This is a genomic window from Rhodopirellula maiorica SM1 (assembly GCF_000346295.1).
Lineage (GTDB): Bacteria > Planctomycetota > Planctomycetia > Pirellulales > Pirellulaceae > Novipirellula > Novipirellula maiorica.
The window spans coordinates 1-19,613 of record NZ_ANOG01000599.1 but is presented as its reverse complement, the minus strand read 5'-3'; the positions used below and the strand labels follow the sequence as shown (position 1 = coordinate 19,613).

General features: G+C 54.4%; 17 protein-coding genes. 9 read left to right on the top strand and 8 right to left on the bottom strand.

Annotated features, from left to right (window positions below):
• The coding region (locus RMSM_RS19195; protein ID WP_040768178.1) for a sulfatase-like hydrolase/transferase at positions 1–967 on the top strand (967 nt) is incomplete at its 5' end.
• 55 nt (positions 968–1,022) lie between these two features.
• Here the strand turns inward: RMSM_RS19195 and RMSM_RS19190 are convergent.
• Both RMSM_RS19190 and RMSM_RS19185 read right to left on the bottom strand, forming a co-directional pair.
• Positions 1,023–2,483 (bottom strand): sulfatase family protein, encoded by a 1,461-nt coding sequence (locus RMSM_RS19190; RefSeq protein WP_008699845.1) that lies wholly within the window; start codon positions 2,481–2,483, stop codon positions 1,023–1,025.
• 94 nt (positions 2,484–2,577) lie between these two features.
• Positions 2,578–3,384 (bottom strand): hypothetical protein, encoded by an 807-nt coding sequence (locus RMSM_RS19185; RefSeq protein WP_008699844.1) that lies wholly within the window; start codon positions 3,382–3,384, stop codon positions 2,578–2,580.
• A 212-nt stretch (positions 3,385–3,596) separates the two neighbouring features.
• Here RMSM_RS19185 and RMSM_RS19180 point away from each other — a divergent pair, with 212 nt between their 5' ends.
• Together RMSM_RS19180 and RMSM_RS19175 are read left to right on the top strand one after the other, a co-directional pair.
• Positions 3,597–3,914 (top strand): hypothetical protein, encoded by a 318-nt coding sequence (locus RMSM_RS19180; RefSeq protein WP_144057779.1) that lies wholly within the window; start codon positions 3,597–3,599, stop codon positions 3,912–3,914.
• Positions 3,911–5,083, top strand: a complete 1,173-nt coding sequence (locus RMSM_RS19175; protein ID WP_008699842.1) for a zinc-dependent alcohol dehydrogenase — start codon at positions 3,911–3,913, stop codon at positions 5,081–5,083. The genes RMSM_RS19180 and RMSM_RS19175 overlap by 4 nt, the downstream gene beginning before the upstream one ends.
• Positions 5,084–5,188: 105 nt before the next feature.
• Here the strand turns inward: RMSM_RS19175 and RMSM_RS41070 are convergent, their stop codons facing one another.
• The 6 genes from RMSM_RS41070 to RMSM_RS19155 form a co-directional block, all read right to left on the bottom strand.
• Complete coding sequence (locus RMSM_RS41070) at positions 5,189–5,353, bottom strand: hypothetical protein (protein ID WP_160168323.1); 165 nt, start codon at positions 5,351–5,353, stop codon at positions 5,189–5,191.
• Positions 5,354–5,439: 86 nt separating this feature from the next.
• Positions 5,440–6,663: a DUF1559 domain-containing protein gene (locus RMSM_RS19170; protein WP_008699841.1), complete on the bottom strand. Its 1,224-nt coding sequence runs from the start codon at positions 6,661–6,663 to the stop codon at positions 5,440–5,442.
• A gap of 603 nt (positions 6,664–7,266) precedes the next feature.
• Positions 7,267–8,544: a DUF1552 domain-containing protein gene (locus RMSM_RS19165; RefSeq protein WP_390173173.1), complete on the bottom strand. Its 1,278-nt coding sequence runs from the start codon at positions 8,542–8,544 to the stop codon at positions 7,267–7,269.
• 123 nt (positions 8,545–8,667) lie between these two features.
• Entirely contained in the window at positions 8,668–8,826 is a 159-nt protein-coding gene (locus RMSM_RS42760) for a DUF1585 domain-containing protein (RefSeq protein WP_236622211.1), read from the bottom strand.
• A complete protein-coding gene (locus RMSM_RS19160) occupies positions 8,787–10,616 on the bottom strand; it encodes a DUF1592 domain-containing protein (RefSeq protein ID WP_236622210.1) in 1,830 nt (609 codons plus the stop codon). The genes RMSM_RS42760 and RMSM_RS19160 overlap by 40 nt, the downstream gene beginning before the upstream one ends.
• Positions 10,617–10,904: 288 nt before the next feature.
• A complete protein-coding gene (locus RMSM_RS19155) occupies positions 10,905–11,603 on the bottom strand; it encodes a GntR family transcriptional regulator (protein WP_008699833.1) in 699 nt (232 codons plus the stop codon).
• Between the two features lie 142 nt (positions 11,604–11,745).
• Here RMSM_RS19155 and RMSM_RS19150 point away from each other — a divergent pair, with 142 nt between their 5' ends.
• The 6 genes from RMSM_RS19150 to RMSM_RS19130 all read left to right on the top strand — a co-directional run.
• Positions 11,746–12,915: a sialidase family protein gene (locus RMSM_RS19150; RefSeq protein ID WP_081614236.1), complete on the top strand. Its 1,170-nt coding sequence runs from the start codon at positions 11,746–11,748 to the stop codon at positions 12,913–12,915.
• A 136-nt stretch (positions 12,916–13,051) separates the two neighbouring features.
• The gene (locus RMSM_RS19145; protein ID WP_008699831.1) at positions 13,052–13,981 is read left to right on the top strand and encodes a dihydrodipicolinate synthase family protein; all 930 of its coding nucleotides are present in this window, start codon (positions 13,052–13,054) and stop codon (positions 13,979–13,981) included.
• 138 nt (positions 13,982–14,119) lie between these two features.
• The gene (locus RMSM_RS19140; RefSeq protein ID WP_008699830.1) at positions 14,120–16,468 is read left to right on the top strand and encodes a sodium:solute symporter family protein; all 2,349 of its coding nucleotides are present in this window, start codon (positions 14,120–14,122) and stop codon (positions 16,466–16,468) included.
• The gene (locus tag RMSM_RS42755) at positions 16,410–16,772 is read left to right on the top strand and encodes a hypothetical protein (RefSeq protein ID WP_236622209.1); all 363 of its coding nucleotides are present in this window, start codon (positions 16,410–16,412) and stop codon (positions 16,770–16,772) included. The genes RMSM_RS19140 and RMSM_RS42755 overlap by 59 nt, the downstream gene beginning before the upstream one ends.
• Positions 16,769–17,956, top strand: coding sequence for an AGE family epimerase/isomerase (locus tag RMSM_RS19135; protein ID WP_008699828.1), 1,188 nt, complete (start codon positions 16,769–16,771; stop codon positions 17,954–17,956). The genes RMSM_RS42755 and RMSM_RS19135 overlap by 4 nt, the downstream gene beginning before the upstream one ends.
• Before the next feature lie 558 nt (positions 17,957–18,514).
• A partial coding sequence (locus RMSM_RS19130; protein WP_081614237.1) for an FAD-dependent oxidoreductase occupies positions 18,515–19,613 on the top strand: 1,099 nt, incomplete at its 3' end.

The window sequence follows — 19,613 nt, the reverse complement described above, 5'->3', positions numbered from 1 at the left end:
CCGATACCGCGACCGCTATCTAGACGGTTGGGACGCGATGCGGCGGAAACGATTTGCAAAACAGCAGCAGCTCGGTTTGCTGAACACGACGCTGTCGGCATTGGAACCCGAGGTCGGTCCGCCGTATGCCTTTCCCGAAGCCATTAAAGAATTGGGCGCGGGCGAGATTGACCGTCCGCTGCCATGGGATCAATTGACTGCTGAACAAAGGCGGTTTCAAGCGACCAAGATGGCAATCCATGCCGCGATGGTCGATCGGATGGATCAAGAAATCGGCCGCGTCGTCGAGCAGTTGCGGGCGATGGGAGAGCTCGACAACACGCTGTTGTTTTATGCATCCGACAACGGCGCGAGTGCGGAGATCATGATTCGAAACGGCGGTCATGATCCCACTGCGGATCCTGGTTCTGCAGCGACCTACCTGTGTCTTGGTCCCGGGTTTTCGAGTGCCTGCAACACTCCGTTCCGGCGTCATAAGACTTGGGTGCACGAAGGAGGCATCAGTACGCCGTTGATCGTGCATTGGCCGAATGGGATTGCGGCGCGAGGCGAACTGAGGCACACGCCATCGCATGTGATTGATATCCTGCCGACCATTCTAGATGTCGCGGAGATCGATGTCGCTGCGGACGCACTTTCGCAAGAACGCCCCGAGTTTCCCGGAAAAAGTCTTGCCCCGGCGCTGAAGGATGACGTTACTGTCGAACGAGACTCATTGTGGTGGCTGCATGATGGCCACCGTGCCATCCGCGTGGGCGATTGGAAACTTGTTGCGGCCCAAGGACAGCCGTGGGAACTCTATGACATGAGAACCGATCGCGCCGAAGCAAACAATTTGGTTTCGCAAATGCCTGAAAAAGCGGAGGCGTTGGAAGCTCAATGGAACGCCTCGCTTGACCAATTCAGCGAGCTAGCGAAAAAGACGTTGGGTACACCGAACCGCAAAAAGAAAAAGACTCAGCGATAAAACGCGGCGAGGAAGGTCGAATTCGCCCGCCGCGAGTTGCCGAAGTAGCAGCCGCTTATTTGGCCGCGGCGACTTGTTTTCGCCATACCGGACGGGCGCTGGCCGTGATTTCATCATCGACCTCTTTCATCCGCGCTTTCAACTTGGCAATGATCTCGGGGTGACTGTCTTTGACGTTATTCTGTTCGCCGATGTCGTCTGCCAAATTGAACAGAAACACTTGTGGCTCGCGGGACGCGCTCTTCTGGTTCTTTAGGTTCTTCAGATTGCGTGGCACCTTTTCCAGGTACTTCCAATTGCCCACGCGAATGCCTTCGAGAACGCCATGCGGCGAATAGAAAAGCAATTCATTGCGAGGTGAGGTGTCGCCGGTAAAGGTGGACGAAATGTCAAATCCATCGATTGTGTTGCCCGACTTGGGAAGCGGTTTTCCCGAAAGTGATGCAATGGTCGGCAACAGATCCAGCGTCGATGTGAATGCGTCCGTGCTGGTGCCAGCGGGAATTCGGCCTGGTCCCCACATCACACACGGCACGCGTTGGCCGCCTTCGAACGTCGTTCCTTTGCCTTCACGCAGCGGGCCAGCGGTGCCGCCGTGGTTTTTGAATCTCAACCACGGTCCGTTGTCGCTGGTGTAGATGATGTAGGTATTCTTGGCGAGATCGAGTTCACGCACCGTGTTGGCGATGCGGCCGACTTCGGTGTCGATGTGTTCAATCACACACTTATACGCGTTGGCGGGATTTGAATCGTAGACATCCTCAGGTACATACAGTGGAATGTGCGGCATCGAATGAGGCAGGTACAAGAAAAATGGTTTTTCCTTGTTCGCGGTAATGAACTCGATCGCTTTGTCGGTGTACCGGCGGGTGATCGTCCGTTGGTCGACGGGCACCTCGATGATTTCTTCGTTTTGGATCAGTGGGGTTTTCCAAAGAGTCACCGCGCTAGCTTGGTCTTTCCAGAGCGTATCCGATGGCAACCGCGGCTTGCCCTTGTTGTCGGGGTGGTTCATGTCATTGGAATAAGGGATACCAAAATAGGAATCAAAGCCGTTCGCCCGTGGTAGCGTTTCGGGATGATGCCCCAAATGCCATTTGCCAACACAGGCGGTCGCGTAGCCTTGGCTGCCAAGATGATCGGCGATCGTGTATTCGTCGGGGTTCAACCCATAGTTGCTTTGCGGAAACAGTACGTGTTGATGCATTCCAACACGTTTCGGATAGCTGGCGGTTAGCAATGCAGCACGCGATGGCGAGCAAACCGAGCAAGCGGTATAGAAGCTTTTGTAGGTCCGTCCTTCTGCAGCCAAACGATCGATATTCGGTGTTTTGATCGTCTCGGATCCAAAGCAGCCGAGATCTCCGTAACCTTGATCGTCGGTGAAGATGATGATGAAGTTGGGTTGCTCGGCGGCATTGGCACGTGGGGTTACGTACGCCAGTAGCGTGCTGAACAGAACCAAAGCGAAACCGACGCGAAAAAGGAACTGGGGGGCGAAGGAGTATCGTTTCATAGGGGAGTTTTGGGGTGAAACCAAGGAGGGTGCAAATGGGGAATGACTAGACGCAGTGGAGCTAGTTTAGCTGAAAAATTCCCCGGCTGCACAATTAGGGTTTGATTGCGACCAGCCCCTGTTCTTCGTCAGGGCGTGCTAGATGCAACGTTCCCATGCAGCGGCCTTTGTCAGTTTTCGGACCCAGTGCATACAGCAGGCGATCGGGAGCGATTCCAATGATTCCCAACGCACAATTGAAGTGGTAGCGGCCGATCATGTTGAATTCTGCGTCGGTCTTCAGCAGAGTCGACGGCGCCCCATAGCAACCGAACCACCAAGCGTCATCGTGAAACGTGGCGGTTTGAATCCCAAGAAGAGTCCACTTGCTATCGATCACGTGTTTCTTGACGAATCGAAATTCGGCGTCGTACTCGTAGACATAGTTTTCTTGCACGCCCTCGGGCAAGCCGCCAACCACGAAGAAATGGCCGTTGGCGATCCCAATTCCTCCCGCCCCATGAAATACTTGTTGGCACTCGTGCTTGGCGACCAGATCCAGCGATGCGGCGTCGTAAACATAGACCCAAGAATCGGCCTTGCCCTCAGGATTGTTGAACTGGCCTAGGTTCACAGCGACGTAGACTTTGCCGTCATTGAAACAGAGGTCGCCGTGATGGTTGGGAACCGCGACTTGTTTCAAAACGTTTCCTTCGCGATCCGTCTTTACGAGCTGGGTCGTGATCGCCCAAAAGATCGCCTCGTTGTTGTCGGTACAGACGCCCTGCAAGTGATGTGCGTAATCGCCGTCGCATTTGACCTCGCCAAATGGCAGCGAAGCGGGACTTGCGTCCTTCGCACTGGAAACCGCAGGCTCGATAGCGAAAGCGACGCAAAGAAACGAAATCAGGAGGCGAATCATAGTCGAGGGTTGGGACGGCATGCTGAAAACCAAAGTCGTAAACGGAGGAAATGGGGCGGATGCTGACCAAGAGTCAGGCGAGCGTTGAGTGGTCAAACGCAATCCAAGTGTACTTTCCTCTGAATGTCGCAACGAGTCGACACTGCCAGCGCGGCGGCAGTGCCAATAGCAAAGCAGAGGCGTCAACAACCCAATTTCCGGCAAAGCGAACGATGATGAAGATTGTAGGAAAACTCGTAGGATTCGGCTTCATCTTGATGGCCAGCGATCGGCGTCGATTGTTCGCAGAGCGACCAAGCTGGACGCGGCTGTACCAAGCAGTCTGGGATAGCAAGATCCAGAGTCGACTACACGCAGCGATCATCGGACGGTGTGGCAATTGGAATGCAGTTTGCGTCCAACCGCAGTTCTGTGGTGACGCTCTTCGAGCACCGGGCGGTTGGTCCCAACTCGGCTTCACCCCGAATCTACTTCAAACCATTCACACGCGACTGGGGCCGTTCGCGGTGTCATTAGGAATACCATTATGAAAGCGCTCTGCTGGCACGGGCGACATGACGTTCGTGTTGATAATGTTGACGATCCCAAAATCCAAGATCCTCGTGATGTGATTATTAAGGTCACATCGTCAGGTATCTGCGGTAGCGACCTGCATCTGTACAACGGCTATATGCCGACAATGAAAGCGGGCGACATCATCGGTCATGAACCGATGGGCGAGATCGTTGAACTGGGCAATGCGATTACCAAATTCAAGAAGGGAGATCGCGTCGTCGTGCCGTTCACCATCTCGTGTGGTTCCTGTTTCTTCTGTGATCGTGACCTGTATTCGCTGTGTGACGAATCCAATCCGAATGCGGCACAGGCGGCCGAAGTACTGGGACAATCGCCCGCCGGATTGTTTGGATTCTCGCATATGTTGGGCGGTTTTCCAGGCGGGCAAGCTGAATACCTGCGTGTGCCGTATGCCGACGTGGGCCCGATCAAGGTGCCAGAGGGGATCGACGATGATCAAGTTGTATTCTTGTCCGACATTTTTCCGACCGGGTATATGGCGGCCGAAAACTGCGGGATCGAACCTGGTGACACAGTGGCCGTGTGGGGCTGTGGTCCGGTGGCTCAGTTTGCGATTCAAAGTGCGTGGATGTTAGGCGCCGGCCGCGTGATCGCGATCGATCGGGTGCCCGAGCGATTGGAACTCGCTAAGACGAAAGGTCGCGCCGAAGTCATTAACTTTGAAGAAACGAATGTCTACGAAAAATTGATGGAAATGACCTCGGGGCGTGGACCCGATCGTTGCATCGATGCGGTGGGTGCCGAATCACATGCCGCAGGAAACGTGCAAGAAACCGTTGACGATCTTCGCGAAGCCGCACACGTCCCGGCGAATCATCCTTATTCGCTTGCCGAAGCGATCAAGTGTTGTCGCAAAGGTGGGACCGTGTCGGTGCCCGGAGTTTACACCGATAACTTGAACGGTATGCCAATGAGTGCGGTGATGAATAAAGCTCTAACGATCAAGAGCGGTCAAACGCACATGCAGCACTACATGGAGCCGTTACTCAAGCGAATTGTCGACGATGGCTTTGATCCCTCGTTCATCATCACGCACCGAGCCAAGCTGGCGGATGCACCCGAACTGTACAAGACGTTCGAAGCTCGGGAAGACGGCTGTATTAAAGTGGTTTTGAAACCGTAGGATTGAATGAAAAAAGCCCATGGTCCGGCGGAAGCATCCGCTGCACCATGGGCAAGTGATGAGGTCTAGCTTTGTCCAAATAATAATCCAAAGAGGACTGGAAAATTAGTTGGACTCTTCCACAGGCGTCGCAGGAGGCGCTGGGTTATCTTTGACCCATTGCGTCAGTTCATCTTGCTCAGCCATGGGGGCCGTTGCGCTACTGTCGCCGCATCCGACGAGCAGGGCGACAGCCATTGCAGGTACGGCAAACTTAAATAATCGATTCATATAGATCCTCTGAAAATGATGGGCGCAGTCAGTACAGCGACTTTGGCTGCAACCAGGTATAAGTGAAATGTACGTCGACACGATTTCTATTCGAGTGTCGAGTCGGTTTCTTTCCCAGCTCGAGTTCCGAGCGCGCCCCAAAGTCCAAAGGGACTCTTGTTTCCGGGCAACAGATAAGGTGCAGCTGTACCCACGTGAGCGCTCGTCTGGTCGCCGGCCTCAATCGAATCGGTGACAAATTTGACCGCTCCGTCCCCCATTAAAACATGAACTCCGCCTTGATGCCGACTGCTTGGTGGGTACAAGCCGTTATTAAAGTTGTTGCGATCGACGCAAACAAGACTATTGGGCGGATTAATGGTAGTGACGTTACCCCAAATACCTCGCTGCATTGCCCACTTGTATCCGCGACGTTGCTCGGGCTCGGTGCCTCCTCCTTCATGGAGAGCAGGGACGAACGTGCTCGCCCAAAAACTTGGACGAAGAGGATCGACGTACTCATCACAAGATTGGATGCCACCTGCCACGCTAACGTTATCAAGATTCGACTTCGCCGCCCGCGTGCGTACGTCGCTGTCTCCAAGGTCGGTGGCGATTTCTGCAGCACAGATTGTGTTGGATAATCCGTCAAGCACATCGGTGAAGGAACTTGTGTTTCGAGGGATAAAGAAGCCCCGACTCGATGCGTTCTTTGAGATCGCGCCCGAGGTTGACTGCGAACCATTATCCGAGACACCGCCATTCAACTGCAGGGCCGAGTCGCCGACTGCACAGGCATAGTTTGTTCGCCCTTGCGAAGGTAACCCCTTGCCAGGGTCACTTGGACAACGAAGACCGGGAATCTCTGTTAGCCAAGGCTCGTATCGAGTGGCGGCGTGGTGATCAAGCGAGCGGCGTGGATTGGGGCCCATCGGCGGAAACTGCGCTCCCGATACCGGGTCTTTGTAGGGATTGCTGATCTGTTCCCACAACGCTTGTTGCTCCATAAATGGCGTAAGCCCAACCAACCAACTGACTTCGAGCCGACTGCTTGACATTGGAGCATTTGCCACCGTGTGCCCCTCGGGAACTCCGCCTAGGTTTGGGGTGCCCGTTCCATGCTTTGGAATCAGGTTGTATGCCGCATGGTAATTGTGAACGGCAAGCCCGATCTGCTTGAAGTTGTTGCTGCAACTCATTCGCCGAGCGGCTTCGCGAGCGGCTTGTACCGCCGGTAACAATAGCCCGACAAGCACGCCAATGATTGCGATTACTACCAAAAGCTCCACCAAGGTAAAGCCTCGCTGCCGAGATTCAATTCGGGTGCGCATAAAGAAAACTCCTAAACGATTTAGGGAGAAAAAATAGACGACCTACCGAGGGGTAGAGCGTTAAAACGTGATATTGAAAACAATCGCCCCAATAGATTCGCTTCTGTCGTCTTAGGAGTTTCAATTCGCAAGCTAAACGCCCGGATCTCGACTCTGGGGAAAATCCAACGTCTTTGATCACGGATGTGTTGAAAAAGCCCAGCTAGCACTCTTATGTGATATAACGGTGCCTAAACTTACTCTATGGACTATAGAAGGATCCATAGACTAACAGGAATGCCATCCCATTGGCAACTAAAGGCAATACAAAAAATCGTAGAAAGTGTATTCTTTCACTCGTGTGCGCAGCCGTCGTGCTGCGATAGCATCCCCAAAACCCCTATGGAATACGCTCGATTTAATGCCGCCATTTCAGGCTGCCAACGACGTGGTAGCCTCAGCCTAGCGGAGCGGGCATCCGGAAGTTTCGCAGTCGATCTGCCGTTTTAATCAAACGCGGTGAGGCATTTCGATGCCGCAGGGGTCAGTTCCAGGGCTTATTGCTCGCTGGTATGGCATTCGTTTCGACAATCGTAGGAGGACTCTGGATCAGGGGGCTCTGAATCAACTGAGCAATTCGGCCAACGGGCCAGTGCTGTCGCCGAACGATTCGATTTCGATGCCGTTGATGTCCAACATTGAGTGATACAGGTTGCACAGCGGCATCTCTTTATACGCAATGTGACGTCCGCTTTGGATGTTGCCGCCACCGCGACCGGCAAGCAGGATTGGCAAGTTGTCGGGGTCATGCCGATTTCCATCGGAGATGCTTGATCCGAACATGATCATCGAGTTATCTAGTAAGGTTGATTCGCCTTCGCGAATGGATTTCATCTTTTGCAGCAGCGCTGCAAACTGAGTCACGTGCCAGCGATTGATTTGTTGATACTGATCAATTTTGGCATCCTTGTTCTCGTGATGACTCATCTCATGGTGGCCTCCCTTGACACGATCAAGGAACGAAAAATTGCGTCCCGAGACATCGTTGGCAAACATAAACGACGCGACTCGCGTCGAATCGGTTTGAAATGCCAGCACCATCAAATCCAACATCACGTCGATGTGTTCACGGAAATCATTAGGAACCCCGGGGCGACGGCGAGCAATCTCCGCCGGATCGACGCTCGGTTCCCACTCGCGTTGTTGCCCGCGAGTGGCAAATTCGATGCGGCGTTCGACCGCGCGGACGGCTTCGAGATATTCGTCCATCTTGAATTGATCGTCACGCCCCAGTCGTCCGCGGACACGCTTGGCATCATCAAGTACATAATCGAGCAGGTTTTGATACGACTCGGCTTCGGTCTTCGACGTTTTCGCATCGCGACCAAACAAACGGTCATAGACGATCCGCGGATTCATCTCTTTGGCAACCGGTCGATTCGGAGTCTCCCACGAGATGTACGAACCATACAAACGGGTATAGCCGACGTTGCTGTCGATTCCCGAGACGACCGGTTCAGTTGCGAGTTCGAGTGACGCGATCGGCGTTTCACCCTTCAATTGTTTGGCGATCAATTGGTCAACCGAAATGCCGCCGCTGCTGATGTCTTTGCTTGTCGTCTTGGTCACCGGCATTCCCGTCAAAAAATTGGCGGTCTTTGCGTAGTGCCCGTCACCACCGTGGCTGTTCTTTTTATCCAGACCACTCAATACGAGTACATCATCTCGGACATCGACAAGCGGTTCGAGCGACGGCGGCAACGCGTACTCGCTGCCTTCTTCCTTGGGCACCCAAGCCTTCTCCCACACCCCGTTGGGAAAATACAAAAATGCGGTTCGCACGGGCGCACCTGCGTTCTCACGCGTGGAAGCGCGGACGGTGGATGGCAACGCGGAATGCATCCACGGCAATGCCAATGATACGCCCATGCCTCTGAGGAATCGGCGACGTGAGGCGTCAGTGGAACGCGATGGGGTTGGATCGTATGAATTCATGCCGAGAAATGCTTTGCAAATTGGGAGCGACTACTTCGCGTCGGCCGTGGCTTTAAAGAAACGGTGTTGAAAGGGGTAACTCAAACAAATGGATTCAATCAAAATTGCAGCGTGATCATCGTGTGTTTTCAGCTGTTCCAAACACTCGGTCACGACACAATCATCAAATCGATTAAGGGATCGTCCCAAAGCGAATCCGAGCAGTTTTTTACAAAATGTTTGCGGAATTCGTCCGCCCGCTTCGCCATCAAGGATTTCAGTTCGGCCGGACCGCTGAACGTCTGGCCCGATGGCAATCGTCCGCTGGCGTCGATCGGGCTTTCACCATCCATCGTACGCCATCGTCCAAGTGCGTCAAAGTTTTCCAGGCCAAAACCGAGCGGATCCATCCGGTTGTGGCATGACGCACAGGCCGGGTTTTTGCGATGAATTTCAAGTTGCTCTCGAAGTGTAGCCACTTCGTCTTCGCCGCTGGTTTCTTCGAGCGGTGGTACACCGGGTGGCGGAGGCGGAACCGGTGAACCAATGACTTCGCTCAGAATCCACTGGCCACGCAACACTGGACTGGTGCGACGCGAGTGGGATGTTCTGACTAACACCGCGCCAAGTGTCATCACGCCGCCGCGCCGGCCGTCGTCGACTTGGATGCGTTCCCACGACGATGCGGTTTCGGCATTGTCCTTGAGAACCGCGTCTGCCAATCCGTAGTGCTCGGCGAGCCGCTGATTCAGGATCACGTGGTCGCCATCGATCAAATCCAACAGTCGGCGATCATGTTGAAAGATGTCGCTGACATACACCGATGCTTCGCGTTGCATGTCCGCAAGCAGGGCATTGTCAAAGTCCGGAAAGACTTCTTGATCGGGCGTTTTTGATTTTAGGTCGGTCAGCCCGAGCCACTGCAGCCCAAAATTCTCGCCGAGGCGATTGGATTTTGGGTCGGCCAGCATCCGAGCTACTTGGCTTCTGACCGTGTCGTCACTGAGTATTTCGCCAGAATCGGCTAGCTGTGCTAATGCGTCATCCGGGATCGACGACCAAATAAATAGCGACAACCGCATCGCCAATTCATGAGCCGTCAAACGTTGGACACCCCCTTCGGGCGATTCTTGTTCGACCACGAACAGGAAATGGGGTGACAACAGGATTGCCTTTAGCGGTTGCGACATCGCTTTGACGCCCGCGGCGTCGTCGGCCTCTGTTTCTGGTGACGCGCGTCCAATCGCCGCATCATACAGCGTCATCAAACGATCGACTTCGGGTTCGGTGATCGGACGCCGCCACGCTCGCCGTGCAAACCGTTGGACGATTTCTCGGATCGATTTGCGGCCCAATGCTGCATCACCGGATTGGGCAACTGGTTTCGGGGCGTTCGTTGACAGCCACTTTGACGCAGCCCAATCCGCCGCTTTCAGATAGCTTTCCAGATGGATCGGTGACAGAAACAATGAGTCGCCATTGGTGTCAAACCCTTCGCCGCCGCTGCCGTCCGACGGAAGACTGGTTGAATCCGGAAGCGGGGTGCCGACAAGGTCTTCGATCGCGTAACGGTATTCACTGCGAGTCAAACGCCGTGACATGACGTTGCCACGGTACCATTTTTGAGTCGCTTCGGACGCTAATTCGTCGCAGAGTTTTTGTTTGGGCCGATTATCAAACCAGGTCAAGATTGCCTGCTTCTGTTCGGCGGTAAAGCCTTCGCTGTCTTCGGGGGGCATCTCACCCAACTCAATTCGCTTGACAATGCGTTCGAACGAATCGCGATGCTTGACCGCCATCGAACCGCTAGTGAATTGGGCGATGTTAAACTCGCCCTCAGCGTCCTTTTCCCCGTGGCAATCCAGACAGTGCGATTTCATCAGCGGCAGAATGGTCGCTTCGTACGCCTTGCTCCATTCCTTTTCCGACTGGTCCGCCGCGACAGAAGACGCGACGAGGGCGAGCAGGATAACAGCCAGCAATCGTCCAGCGGTCCCCAAGGCCAATTTCGTCGACGATAAAGTTGCTGGCGATTGGCTAAAACAACGAAATGTCGACGGACGATTAGCTCCGCTGCTGCGTTGTGCCAGCGATCTGCAGGGGGGCGATAGGGAGGGGGAACGAGCCATCGGGGGATCGCATCCGAAGGAGGGTGGGAGAGTGTCAGCGAGAATCGCCACACTTGGGGTGGGGGCGTGTATTGTAACCGGTATCTGGCATCGGCAACACGTCATTTTCAGAACCTTCGGTAAATCGCGGATCCAGTTAGTCCCGACGGTGAACCAGGGCTACGAATGGCGTCGCTTTCGCATCAGGAATTCGGTGACCGTTTTTCTCCCCTGCTGGATTTGGTCGCTCATCAATTGGCGTGCGTGATTTGCGTCGCCGACACGAAGAGCTTCGACTAAGTCGGATTTTGCCTTCCATGTTCGTTTGGCAATCGCGGCGGTTAGAAGTTGCGGTTCGGATCGCTGAGCTGCAAAGACAGCACAGACGGCCCGATTGTCGTTCGCGACTTTTGCTAACAGAGGATTGCGGGACGCTTCAATAATCAATTCGTGGAACGCTTCTTCGTCATCCAGCCAACGATTCAGTTGACGACGAGAGCTATAGCCTTTGGCTTGTTTCGCAATCTCTTGCGAGGTCTGTTTCACGCGTTCCAAGATCGCATCAAACTCAGCCAACTGGTCTTCGGTGATGTATTTGGCTGCCTCCGCCGCAGCGCAGCTTTCCAGTGCATCACGTAGGACGTATAGATTGTCCAGATCGTCGCGATTGGGTTGTCGCACGTAGGCACCGGCATTGGGGACATGCTCGACCAAGCCCTCGCTAGTCAGCCGGTTAATCGCTTCGCGAACAGGAATCACGCTGACGCCAATTTCGCTCGCCAAAGTCCGATTGACCAAACGCTTGCCGGGCGCAAAGTCCCCGCTTTGCAAGCGACCGCGAATGTATTGATACGATTTTTCTGCGAGACTTTGCTGCAACGGACTACCTTCCCCAAAGAATTTCGAAGCGGTTGTTTTCGGGATCGCCCCCTCATACCTGCTGGATTTGCATGATATCACATGTTATAACATCATGTCCTGCCGCGACACTCCCTGCTTTCCTCTGTTCCCGGGATTCGTTATGCCTGCCCTGCGATATTTCCGTCGATCGTCGTTTTTGCTTGCCCTATGCTGTATCGCCACGTGTTATTCGGCTTTGAGGTGCAGTGCTGTTGATGCGACACAAATCGACGTCACTCCCGAGGTTGCCGTCGATGTTTTCGTCCCTGGTGTCGACGGTTACCCCGCGATCCGCATCCCGGCTTTGGTGACAACTCATAACGGTACCTTACTGGCGTTTGCCGAAGGACGACAAGGCGGCGACCATTCGCAAAACGACATCATCATGAAGCGTTCTGTTGACAATGGACTCAGTTGGAGTGATGTGCTTGTCGTTAATGAAGCGGGGCCGTTGGCGCTGAATAATCCGCAACCCGTTGTGCTTGATTCGGGACGCGTGTTGTTAATGTATCAACGCAGCAAGTTGGGTGAACGCAATGCGAAACCTGGTTTTGGCACCGACGCGTATTTCACGTTCACTCAGTTCAGTGATGATGACGGCGAGACTTGGTCAGATCCCGTCGATGTATCGCGGCAAGTTAAGCGAAGCGATTACGTGACGAGTGTCGCTTCGGGGCCCGGTATCGGCATCGTATTGCAGCGAGGAAAAAATCGCGGCCGAATCGTGATGCCTTTCAACCAGGGGCCTTTTGGGGACTGGCGTGTCTATGCCGCGTTTAGTGATGATGATGGAGTAAGTTGGCAGATCGGCGATGTTGCCGCCGGCGACGGCAAAGGTCATGGCAACGAAGTGCAAATGGTTGAACTGGCCGACGGTCGAGTGATGCTGAATGCTCGTACTCAGGGCGCCGGTGGCACGAAATATCGAAAAACGGCGATCAGCAGCGACGGCGGACAGAGCTGGACGCCGCTGGCGGAGGACCGCAATCTGATCGACCCGGTATGCCAAGCATCGATTTTGCGGTATTCGTGGAAGGATACGGGGGGCAGTCGCCTGTTGTTTTCGAACCCGGCGTCGCAATCGGGTCGGCGAAACGGCACGATTCGCATCAGCGAAGACGATGGTCAATCATGGCCCCACTCCTTTGTTGTGTATCGTGGCGGGTTTGCTTATTCCTGCCTTACCAAAATGGCGGATGGTGATGTCGGATTGCTGTTTGAACGGGACGGTTACCAGGCGATTCGTTTTATCTCGCTTGCTCCGTCGACGTTGGGAATAGAGCAACCTTAACCTCCGCGGCGTTGGTCTGACTTTGCATCCGCGTGACCCATGAAAATCTTTGTCACCATGGTCGCAATATCCGACGATTGTTAAGTCGGTAAATCACCTAGTTTCCTCCTCCACACACTCCGGACAACTGTCTGCCATGAACCATTCTCCGCTCGATGGACTCGTCGCTGCCACTTATACGCCGTTGAACGACGCTGCCGAAATCAATCCCGATGTGATTCCGGCAATGGTTGAGCACCTACTTTCGCAAGGCGTTTCGGGGCTGTATGTGTGTGGCAGCACAGGCGAGGGGATGTCGCTGACCAGCGACGAACGTCGCCGTGTCACGCAGGCGTATGTTCAAGCGGTCGCGGGCCGTGTCCCGGTGATCGTGCAAGTCGGTCACAACAGTGTTCGCGAAGCTAGAATGCTCGCCGAGCATGCTGCGGAAATTGGGGCGGCTGCGATCTCGGCTACCTGTCCCTCGTACTTTCCTGTTCGCGATGCGAAAACCTTGGCAGAATGTATGACGGAGATCGCCGGCGGCGCTCCCCAACTTCCCTTCTACTATTACCACATTCCCGTATTGACCGGATCAGCGGTCGATGTAGCGGAATTCATGAAGTACGGCGGTGATCAAATTAGCAATCTTGCCGGTTTGAAATACACGGACAGCAAACTGTTCGAATTTCAGCACTGCCTCGAAATGGAAAGCGGAAGATTCGACGTCGTTTGGGGCTGCGACGAAATGTTACTTGGCGCGTTGGCTACCGGAGCACGTGCTGCAATCGGCAGCACCTATAACATCGCCGCTCCCCTGTACCGCCGTTTGATCGACGCTTTTGAAACAGGCAATCTTGTCGAAGCAAGACGCTTTCAATCGCAGTCGATCCAGATGATCCGGACGCTGAACCATTTTCCGTTTCATGCAGCGATGAAAGCCGTGTTAACAATGCGAGGTTTGCACGTCGGCGGATGCCGGTTGCCCCAAGCCCGGTTAGATTCAAACGCAATGGAAAAACTAAAAGCCTCACTCGACGCGATCGGATTTTTTGAGTGGTCGCAACTCGAACCGCTGGCCAAGTGAGGCCAGTGCTCGGCAAGTGGAGTGGCGAATGTTCCTGATGGTTGGCGTTCCGCCACGTAATCTCAGCAGTTTGCGTTTGCCGAGCACTTTGCATCATCCCCCGATACACAAAGCATCCCCGATACAAAAAGCATCACGGTGAAGGCGATCGCATCCCAATCCAATTACAACCCTTCGATCATCAAGCATGGCGTCCGGTGGGGCGTTTGGATCACGATGCTAATCATGGGGATGATAGCCAGCCCCAATGTTGCTGCGGTGGCGGCCGACGCATCACCGCGGATGAGTTGGGAGTCGTTGCCACCAATTCCCGAAAAACTTGGTCTAGCCGGTCCGTTTGCCGGAGTTCATAACGATGCGCTGATCGTTGCTGGCGGGGCGAACTTTCCGCAACCTGTTTGGGAAACCGAGAAAGTCTGGCACGATTCAATCAATGTGCTGGTCAATGACGGAGGCAAATTGAAATGGAAACGCGCTGGCAGGTTAGCCAAACCCATGGCCTACGGAGCCTCGGTTTCCACCGATGACGGGGTCGTTTGCATCGGCGGCAATGACGCGAAACAGACTTTTGAACAAGTCTTTGTGTTGATGTGGGACGCGGAAACCGAAACGATTCGGCAGCATGCTTATCCCTCGTTACCCAAGCCGTGTGCCTATGCGGCAGCGACGATCATCGGTCAAACAATCTATGTCGCGGGAGGACAAAGCGACGCGACGCTTGATTCGGCGATGTCAAATCTGTGGTCGCTGGATCTCAGCAAACAAGGAGATCCGTCGGCGTTCCTGTGGCAAGAACTGACGCCTTGTCCCGGTCCGCGACGTGCTTTTAATCTGACCGTTCACCAACACAATGGCTACAACGATTGCGTTTACGTGATCAGTGGCCGAAACCTTGACCAGGGCCAACCCCACTTTCTCCGCGATGTCTGGGAATACACTCCGGCGACAATGGCGTGGCGCAAACGTGCCGATGTGCCTCGCGGCGTCATGGCAGGCACAGCAGCAGCGTATGGGCAGAGTCATCTTTTCGTGCTGGGCGGAGCCGATGGAACTCTGTTTGAAAAAAGCGATGAGCTTAAAGATAAACATCCCGGATTTCCTAAAACTGCGTTGGCCTACCACACGATTACCGATACTTGGGTCGAAGCGGGCGAGATGCCGGCGAATCATGTCACCACGACTGCTGTGAAATGGGGCGAAGCGATCATTGTTCCCAGCGGCGAAGTTCGTCCTCGCGTGCGGTCTGCCAACGTCTATCGTGTCACGCTGAATCGGGCGGACCGAGGATTCGGAAGTGTCAACTATATCGTGCTGTTTAGCTATTTGGCCGCGATGCTCGGCGTCGGTGTTTACTTTACCAACAAGAATCGAAATACCGACGACTACTTTCGTGGTGGTCAATCGATCCCATGGTGGGCGGCGGGCTGCAGCATTTTTGCGACCATGCTCAGCTCGTTGACGTTTACCGGAATCCCATCGAAGGCGTTTGCGCAAGATTGGGTCTACTCGATTGGCAACTTCATGATTCCCGTCGTGGCGGTGGTTGCCGTCTACGTCGCGATGCCTTTTTTTCGGCGGATTGATGCCACCAGTGCCTACGAATATCTCGAAAAGCGATTCAGCCGTAGTGTCCGTTTGTTCGGAAGCATCAGTTTCACGCTCTTCCACGTCTTTCGGATGGCAGTTGTGATGTCGTTGACTGGATTGGCCTTGGCGGTCGCGACACCGATTACTCCGGCGCAATCGGTATTGTTGATGGGCGCATTGAGTATTGCGTACTGCACGATGGGCGGGATCGAAGCGGTGATTTGGACCGATACGATTCAAACCTTTGTGTTGATGGGCGGTGCCGTACTGGCGATCATCCTTCTGGTGTCCGGTGTCGACGACGGCGCAGCCGGTTTTGTTACAACCGCATGGGAAGCAGACAAGTTTAAGATTGCCAATTGGCACTGGGATCCCACCCGATCGCAGATCGCGTTGTGGGTGATCATCATCGGTTCGATTGCTCAGAATCTCTCTTCGTACACCGCGGACCAAGCAGTCGTCCAGCGATACATGACGACAGCCACTCCGAAGTTGGCAGCTCGCTCGATTTGGTTCAATGCGGTGCTGACCATTCCCGCAACGATTTTGTTTTTCGGGATTGGTACTGCCTTGTATGCATTCTATCGCTCTCACCCCGAAAAACTTGATCCCTCGATCACGACGGATCAAGTATTCCCGCTGTTCATTGCCCGTGAAATGCCCATTGGGATCGCGGGTTTGATTGTTGCCGGCGTTTTTGCAGCGGCGCAGTCCACGGTGTCGACCAGTATGAATTCGACCGCCACCACGATTGTGACGGATTTTTATGCGTCCATTGAATCTCTGCAAATCCGAGAAGGGATATCTGAATGCCGCACGGGCATGGACATTCACGCTCGGTGTGATCGGAACTCTTCTGGCACTGATTTTTGTCAATCCAGAAATCAAGTCGCTGTTTGACACCTTTATCATGGTCATTGGTCTGTTCATGGGGGTGCTTGGCGGACTGTTCATCCTCGGTGCCCTGTCCCACCGAGCGAACGCAACGGGTGCCTTGACCGGTGCCGTGTTTGGCGGCGGCATGATGTTCTATCTCTGGAAATTCACCGCGATCAACGGGTATTTGTATACCGCCAGTGGTATTGGTACCTGCGTCGTCGTGGGCTACATCGCAAGTCGATTGAGTTCATCCAATCACAGCCAAGTTGAAGGACTGACCATTGACGCGATGGAACCGGTCGCGCGCCAGGAGACCGCGCCTTGAAACAGATCGATTCACTGATCGCGACCTACCGCGACGGGCTGCTGCACGACACATTGCCATTTTGGATCAAACATTGTGTGGATCGCGAGTTTGGTGGTTTTATGACGTCGCTCGATCGCGACGCAGCGGTGATTGATACTGACAAAGGCGTTTGGCAACAGTGCCGATTCACTTGGTTGCTCGGCAAACTCTACAACAATGTCGAGCCTTGCGAGGAATGGCTTGAACTGGCACAACACGGCGCCAGGTTCATTGAACAGCACTGTTTCGATCCGTCGGATGGCCGAATGTGGTTTCACGTCACGCGTGAAGGAAAACCGATCCGGAAGCGACGGTATGCCTTTTCGGAAAGTTTTGCTGCAATCGCGTTTGGCGAACTTGCCAAGGCATCGGGCGAATCCCATTTTGCTGAAAGGGCGAAGCAGACTTTCGAGCGATTTGTCGATCACAACCTGAATCCGCCAGCGGACGAATCAAAGTTCACCGAGACGCGAGCGACGCGAAGCATCGGGTTTCCAATGATCGCAATTGCGACGGCGCAAGAACTTCGCGAATCGATTGGGCTGGAAGCCGCCAATGTATGGATTGATCGCTTCATCGATGACATCCAGCGTTATCATATACACAGCGATATCGGTTGTGTGATGGAAACCGTGGACGCATCCGGGGCGCGGCTTGACCACTTCGATGGGCGTCTGCTCAATCCAGGCCACGCGATCGAAGCGGCTTGGTTTATCATGCGCGAGGGCAAATGGCGAGGTGACGCGGAGCTGATTCGCACCGGATGTCAGATGCTGGATTGGATGTGGCAGCGGGGTTGGGATCGATTGCACGGCGGTATCTTGTATTTCGTCGATGTCGACGGGAAGCCCGTGCAAGAGTATTGGCACGACATGAAGTTCTGGTGGCCGCAGTGTGAGACGATGATTGCCACGTTGATGGCTTACACGACAACGCAGGACGCCAAATATTTGCAGTGGCACCGTCTGATCCATGACTGGGCTTTTTCGCACTTCCCAGATCCTCAGCACGGCGAATGGTTTGGCTACTTGCACCGCGACGGAAGCGTCAGCTCGGAACTGAAGGGCGGATTATGGAAAGGTCCCTTTCACCTGCCCCGCATGCAATGGATGTGCTGGAAACTGTTGGCGGAGTATGAAGACCACAGCGTTTCGGCGAGTTAGATGACGCCAGACTAAGCAGGTAGGTTGCGTTGTTCTTTGTGGTCCGGGCCAAAGGCCCATCAATTTGCCTAGCCCGGCCCAGCGGGCCGGGTTAATCGATTCATACGAACCGAAGGGCCAACGGTCCGGCCAATTGTCAGGTGCCTGGACGCGTCATTGGATCCGAACAAACGACCGGACCGTTGGCCCTACGGTTCATTGATTTTCTTCCCCCCCAGCCCGATGGGCTGGGCTAGGTAAACTTCCAGGGCGTTGCCCCTCAAAACAAAAACGCAACTTCAAAGCTCACGGCTTCGGGTCAAGAAAAATGCTTCACAGCGTTTGCCAAAACGGCTAATTTTCGAAAAAACTCCTGCTTAGCTGATCTGCGTAGAGGAATACGGACGAGTCGTCCGTCTCCAGAACAGATTGACAGGCATCATGACATTTGCCATCGCCAATCGATTAGTCTATACAGCAGCTGCGGGGGGACTGGACCCGCGAATTTTAGTAGTTTGAAACTTCGGCAATGGAAGTGCTGCCGACAGAATGCATGGTCATCCCACTTTGGAACGCGATATGAATCCGAAATCTTCGTCACGACGTTTGTTCATGCAATCTGCCGCCGGGGGTCTAGTGGTTTCCGCGTCATTGACGTCTCCAGACACCGCCGTGGCGTTCGGGGATGAGGCCACGCGAGTGGCGAATCCTGTCAGCGGCGATGTGCTGCAAACACGTGGCGAACTGTCGCCGGACGGCCAGCGGTTGATGGAACAACAGCGGGCGATTCCGGTGGCCGGAAAATCCGAAGTCCTGATCTGTGGCGGCGGGCCAGCAGGAATTGCCGCGGCTGTGGCTGCGGCGCGAGCAGGCGCGTCGGTGCAACTGATCGAGGTCGCTGGATGTTTGGGCGGTGTTTGGACCGCCGGTTTGCTGACTAAGATCTTGGATGCCGAAAATAAGTCGGGCATCATGGACGAACTGCTTGATGCGTTTGCAACGCGTGGTAGCAAGGTTGCACTCGATTCAAACGGCACCGTCTACGATCCCGAAATTGCCAAACTGGTTCTCGAAGAGCTGTGCGTCGATGCCGGAGTGAAGATTCGGCTGCATACACGATTGGTCGGCGCCGTCACGAACTCGGACAACCAAGTGGTCGCGGTGTTGACGGAATCCAAGTCGGGGCGCGAAGCCTGGCTTGCCGATCGCTTTGTGGACTGCAGCGGCGACGGTGATTTGGCGGCTCACGCGGGATGTGGTTTTGACGTCGGAGTTGGCAGTCAATGTGAATGTCAACCGATGTCGATGTTGGCGTTGTTGACGGGAATCGATGCCGATGCCGCTCGGCCGTACATTCGCGAAACCGCCTCCTCGGCCAAACCGTTGTTGCTGAAATTAATGGAAGACAACGGAATCACGCCTTCGTATCGAGGTCCGACTCTGCGACATTTGCACAGCGGTATTTATTCTATCATGACCAATCATGAATATGGCGTCTCGGCATTTGATGCCGACGCGATCACTCAGGCTACGATCCGTGCTCGTCGAGAACTTCATGAGATCGTTGATGGACTGCGCCGCATCGGCGGTATATGGAAAGACGTTGCTGTGGTGGCGACCGCAGAACAGATCGGGGTTCGCGAAGGCAGACGCATCCGAGGACGCTACACAATCACCG

What these genes read in the sequence shown, in the direction of transcription:
- RMSM_RS19190 (WP_008699845.1), bottom strand. Translation starts at nt 2,483, where the DNA reads ATGAAACGATACTCCTTCGCCCCCCAGTTCCTTTTTCGCGTCGGTTTC.
- RMSM_RS19150 (WP_081614236.1), top strand. Translation starts at nt 11,746, where the DNA reads ATGCCTGCCCTGCGATATTTCCGTCGATCGTCGTTTTTGCTTGCCCTA.
- RMSM_RS19180 (WP_144057779.1), top strand. Translation starts at nt 3,597, where the DNA reads ATGATGAAGATTGTAGGAAAACTCGTAGGATTCGGCTTCATCTTGATG.
- RMSM_RS19145 (WP_008699831.1), top strand. Translation starts at nt 13,052, where the DNA reads ATGAACCATTCTCCGCTCGATGGACTCGTCGCTGCCACTTATACGCCG.
- RMSM_RS19185 (WP_008699844.1), bottom strand. Translation starts at nt 3,384, where the DNA reads ATGATTCGCCTCCTGATTTCGTTTCTTTGCGTCGCTTTCGCTATCGAG.
- RMSM_RS19175 (WP_008699842.1), top strand. Translation starts at nt 3,911, where the DNA reads ATGAAAGCGCTCTGCTGGCACGGGCGACATGACGTTCGTGTTGATAAT.
- RMSM_RS19170 (WP_008699841.1), bottom strand. Translation starts at nt 6,663, where the DNA reads ATGCGCACCCGAATTGAATCTCGGCAGCGAGGCTTTACCTTGGTGGAG.
- RMSM_RS41070 (WP_160168323.1), bottom strand. Translation starts at nt 5,353, where the DNA reads ATGAATCGATTATTTAAGTTTGCCGTACCTGCAATGGCTGTCGCCCTG.
- RMSM_RS19165 (WP_390173173.1), bottom strand. Translation starts at nt 8,544, where the DNA reads ATGCATTCCGCGTTGCCATCCACCGTCCGCGCTTCCACGCGTGAGAAC.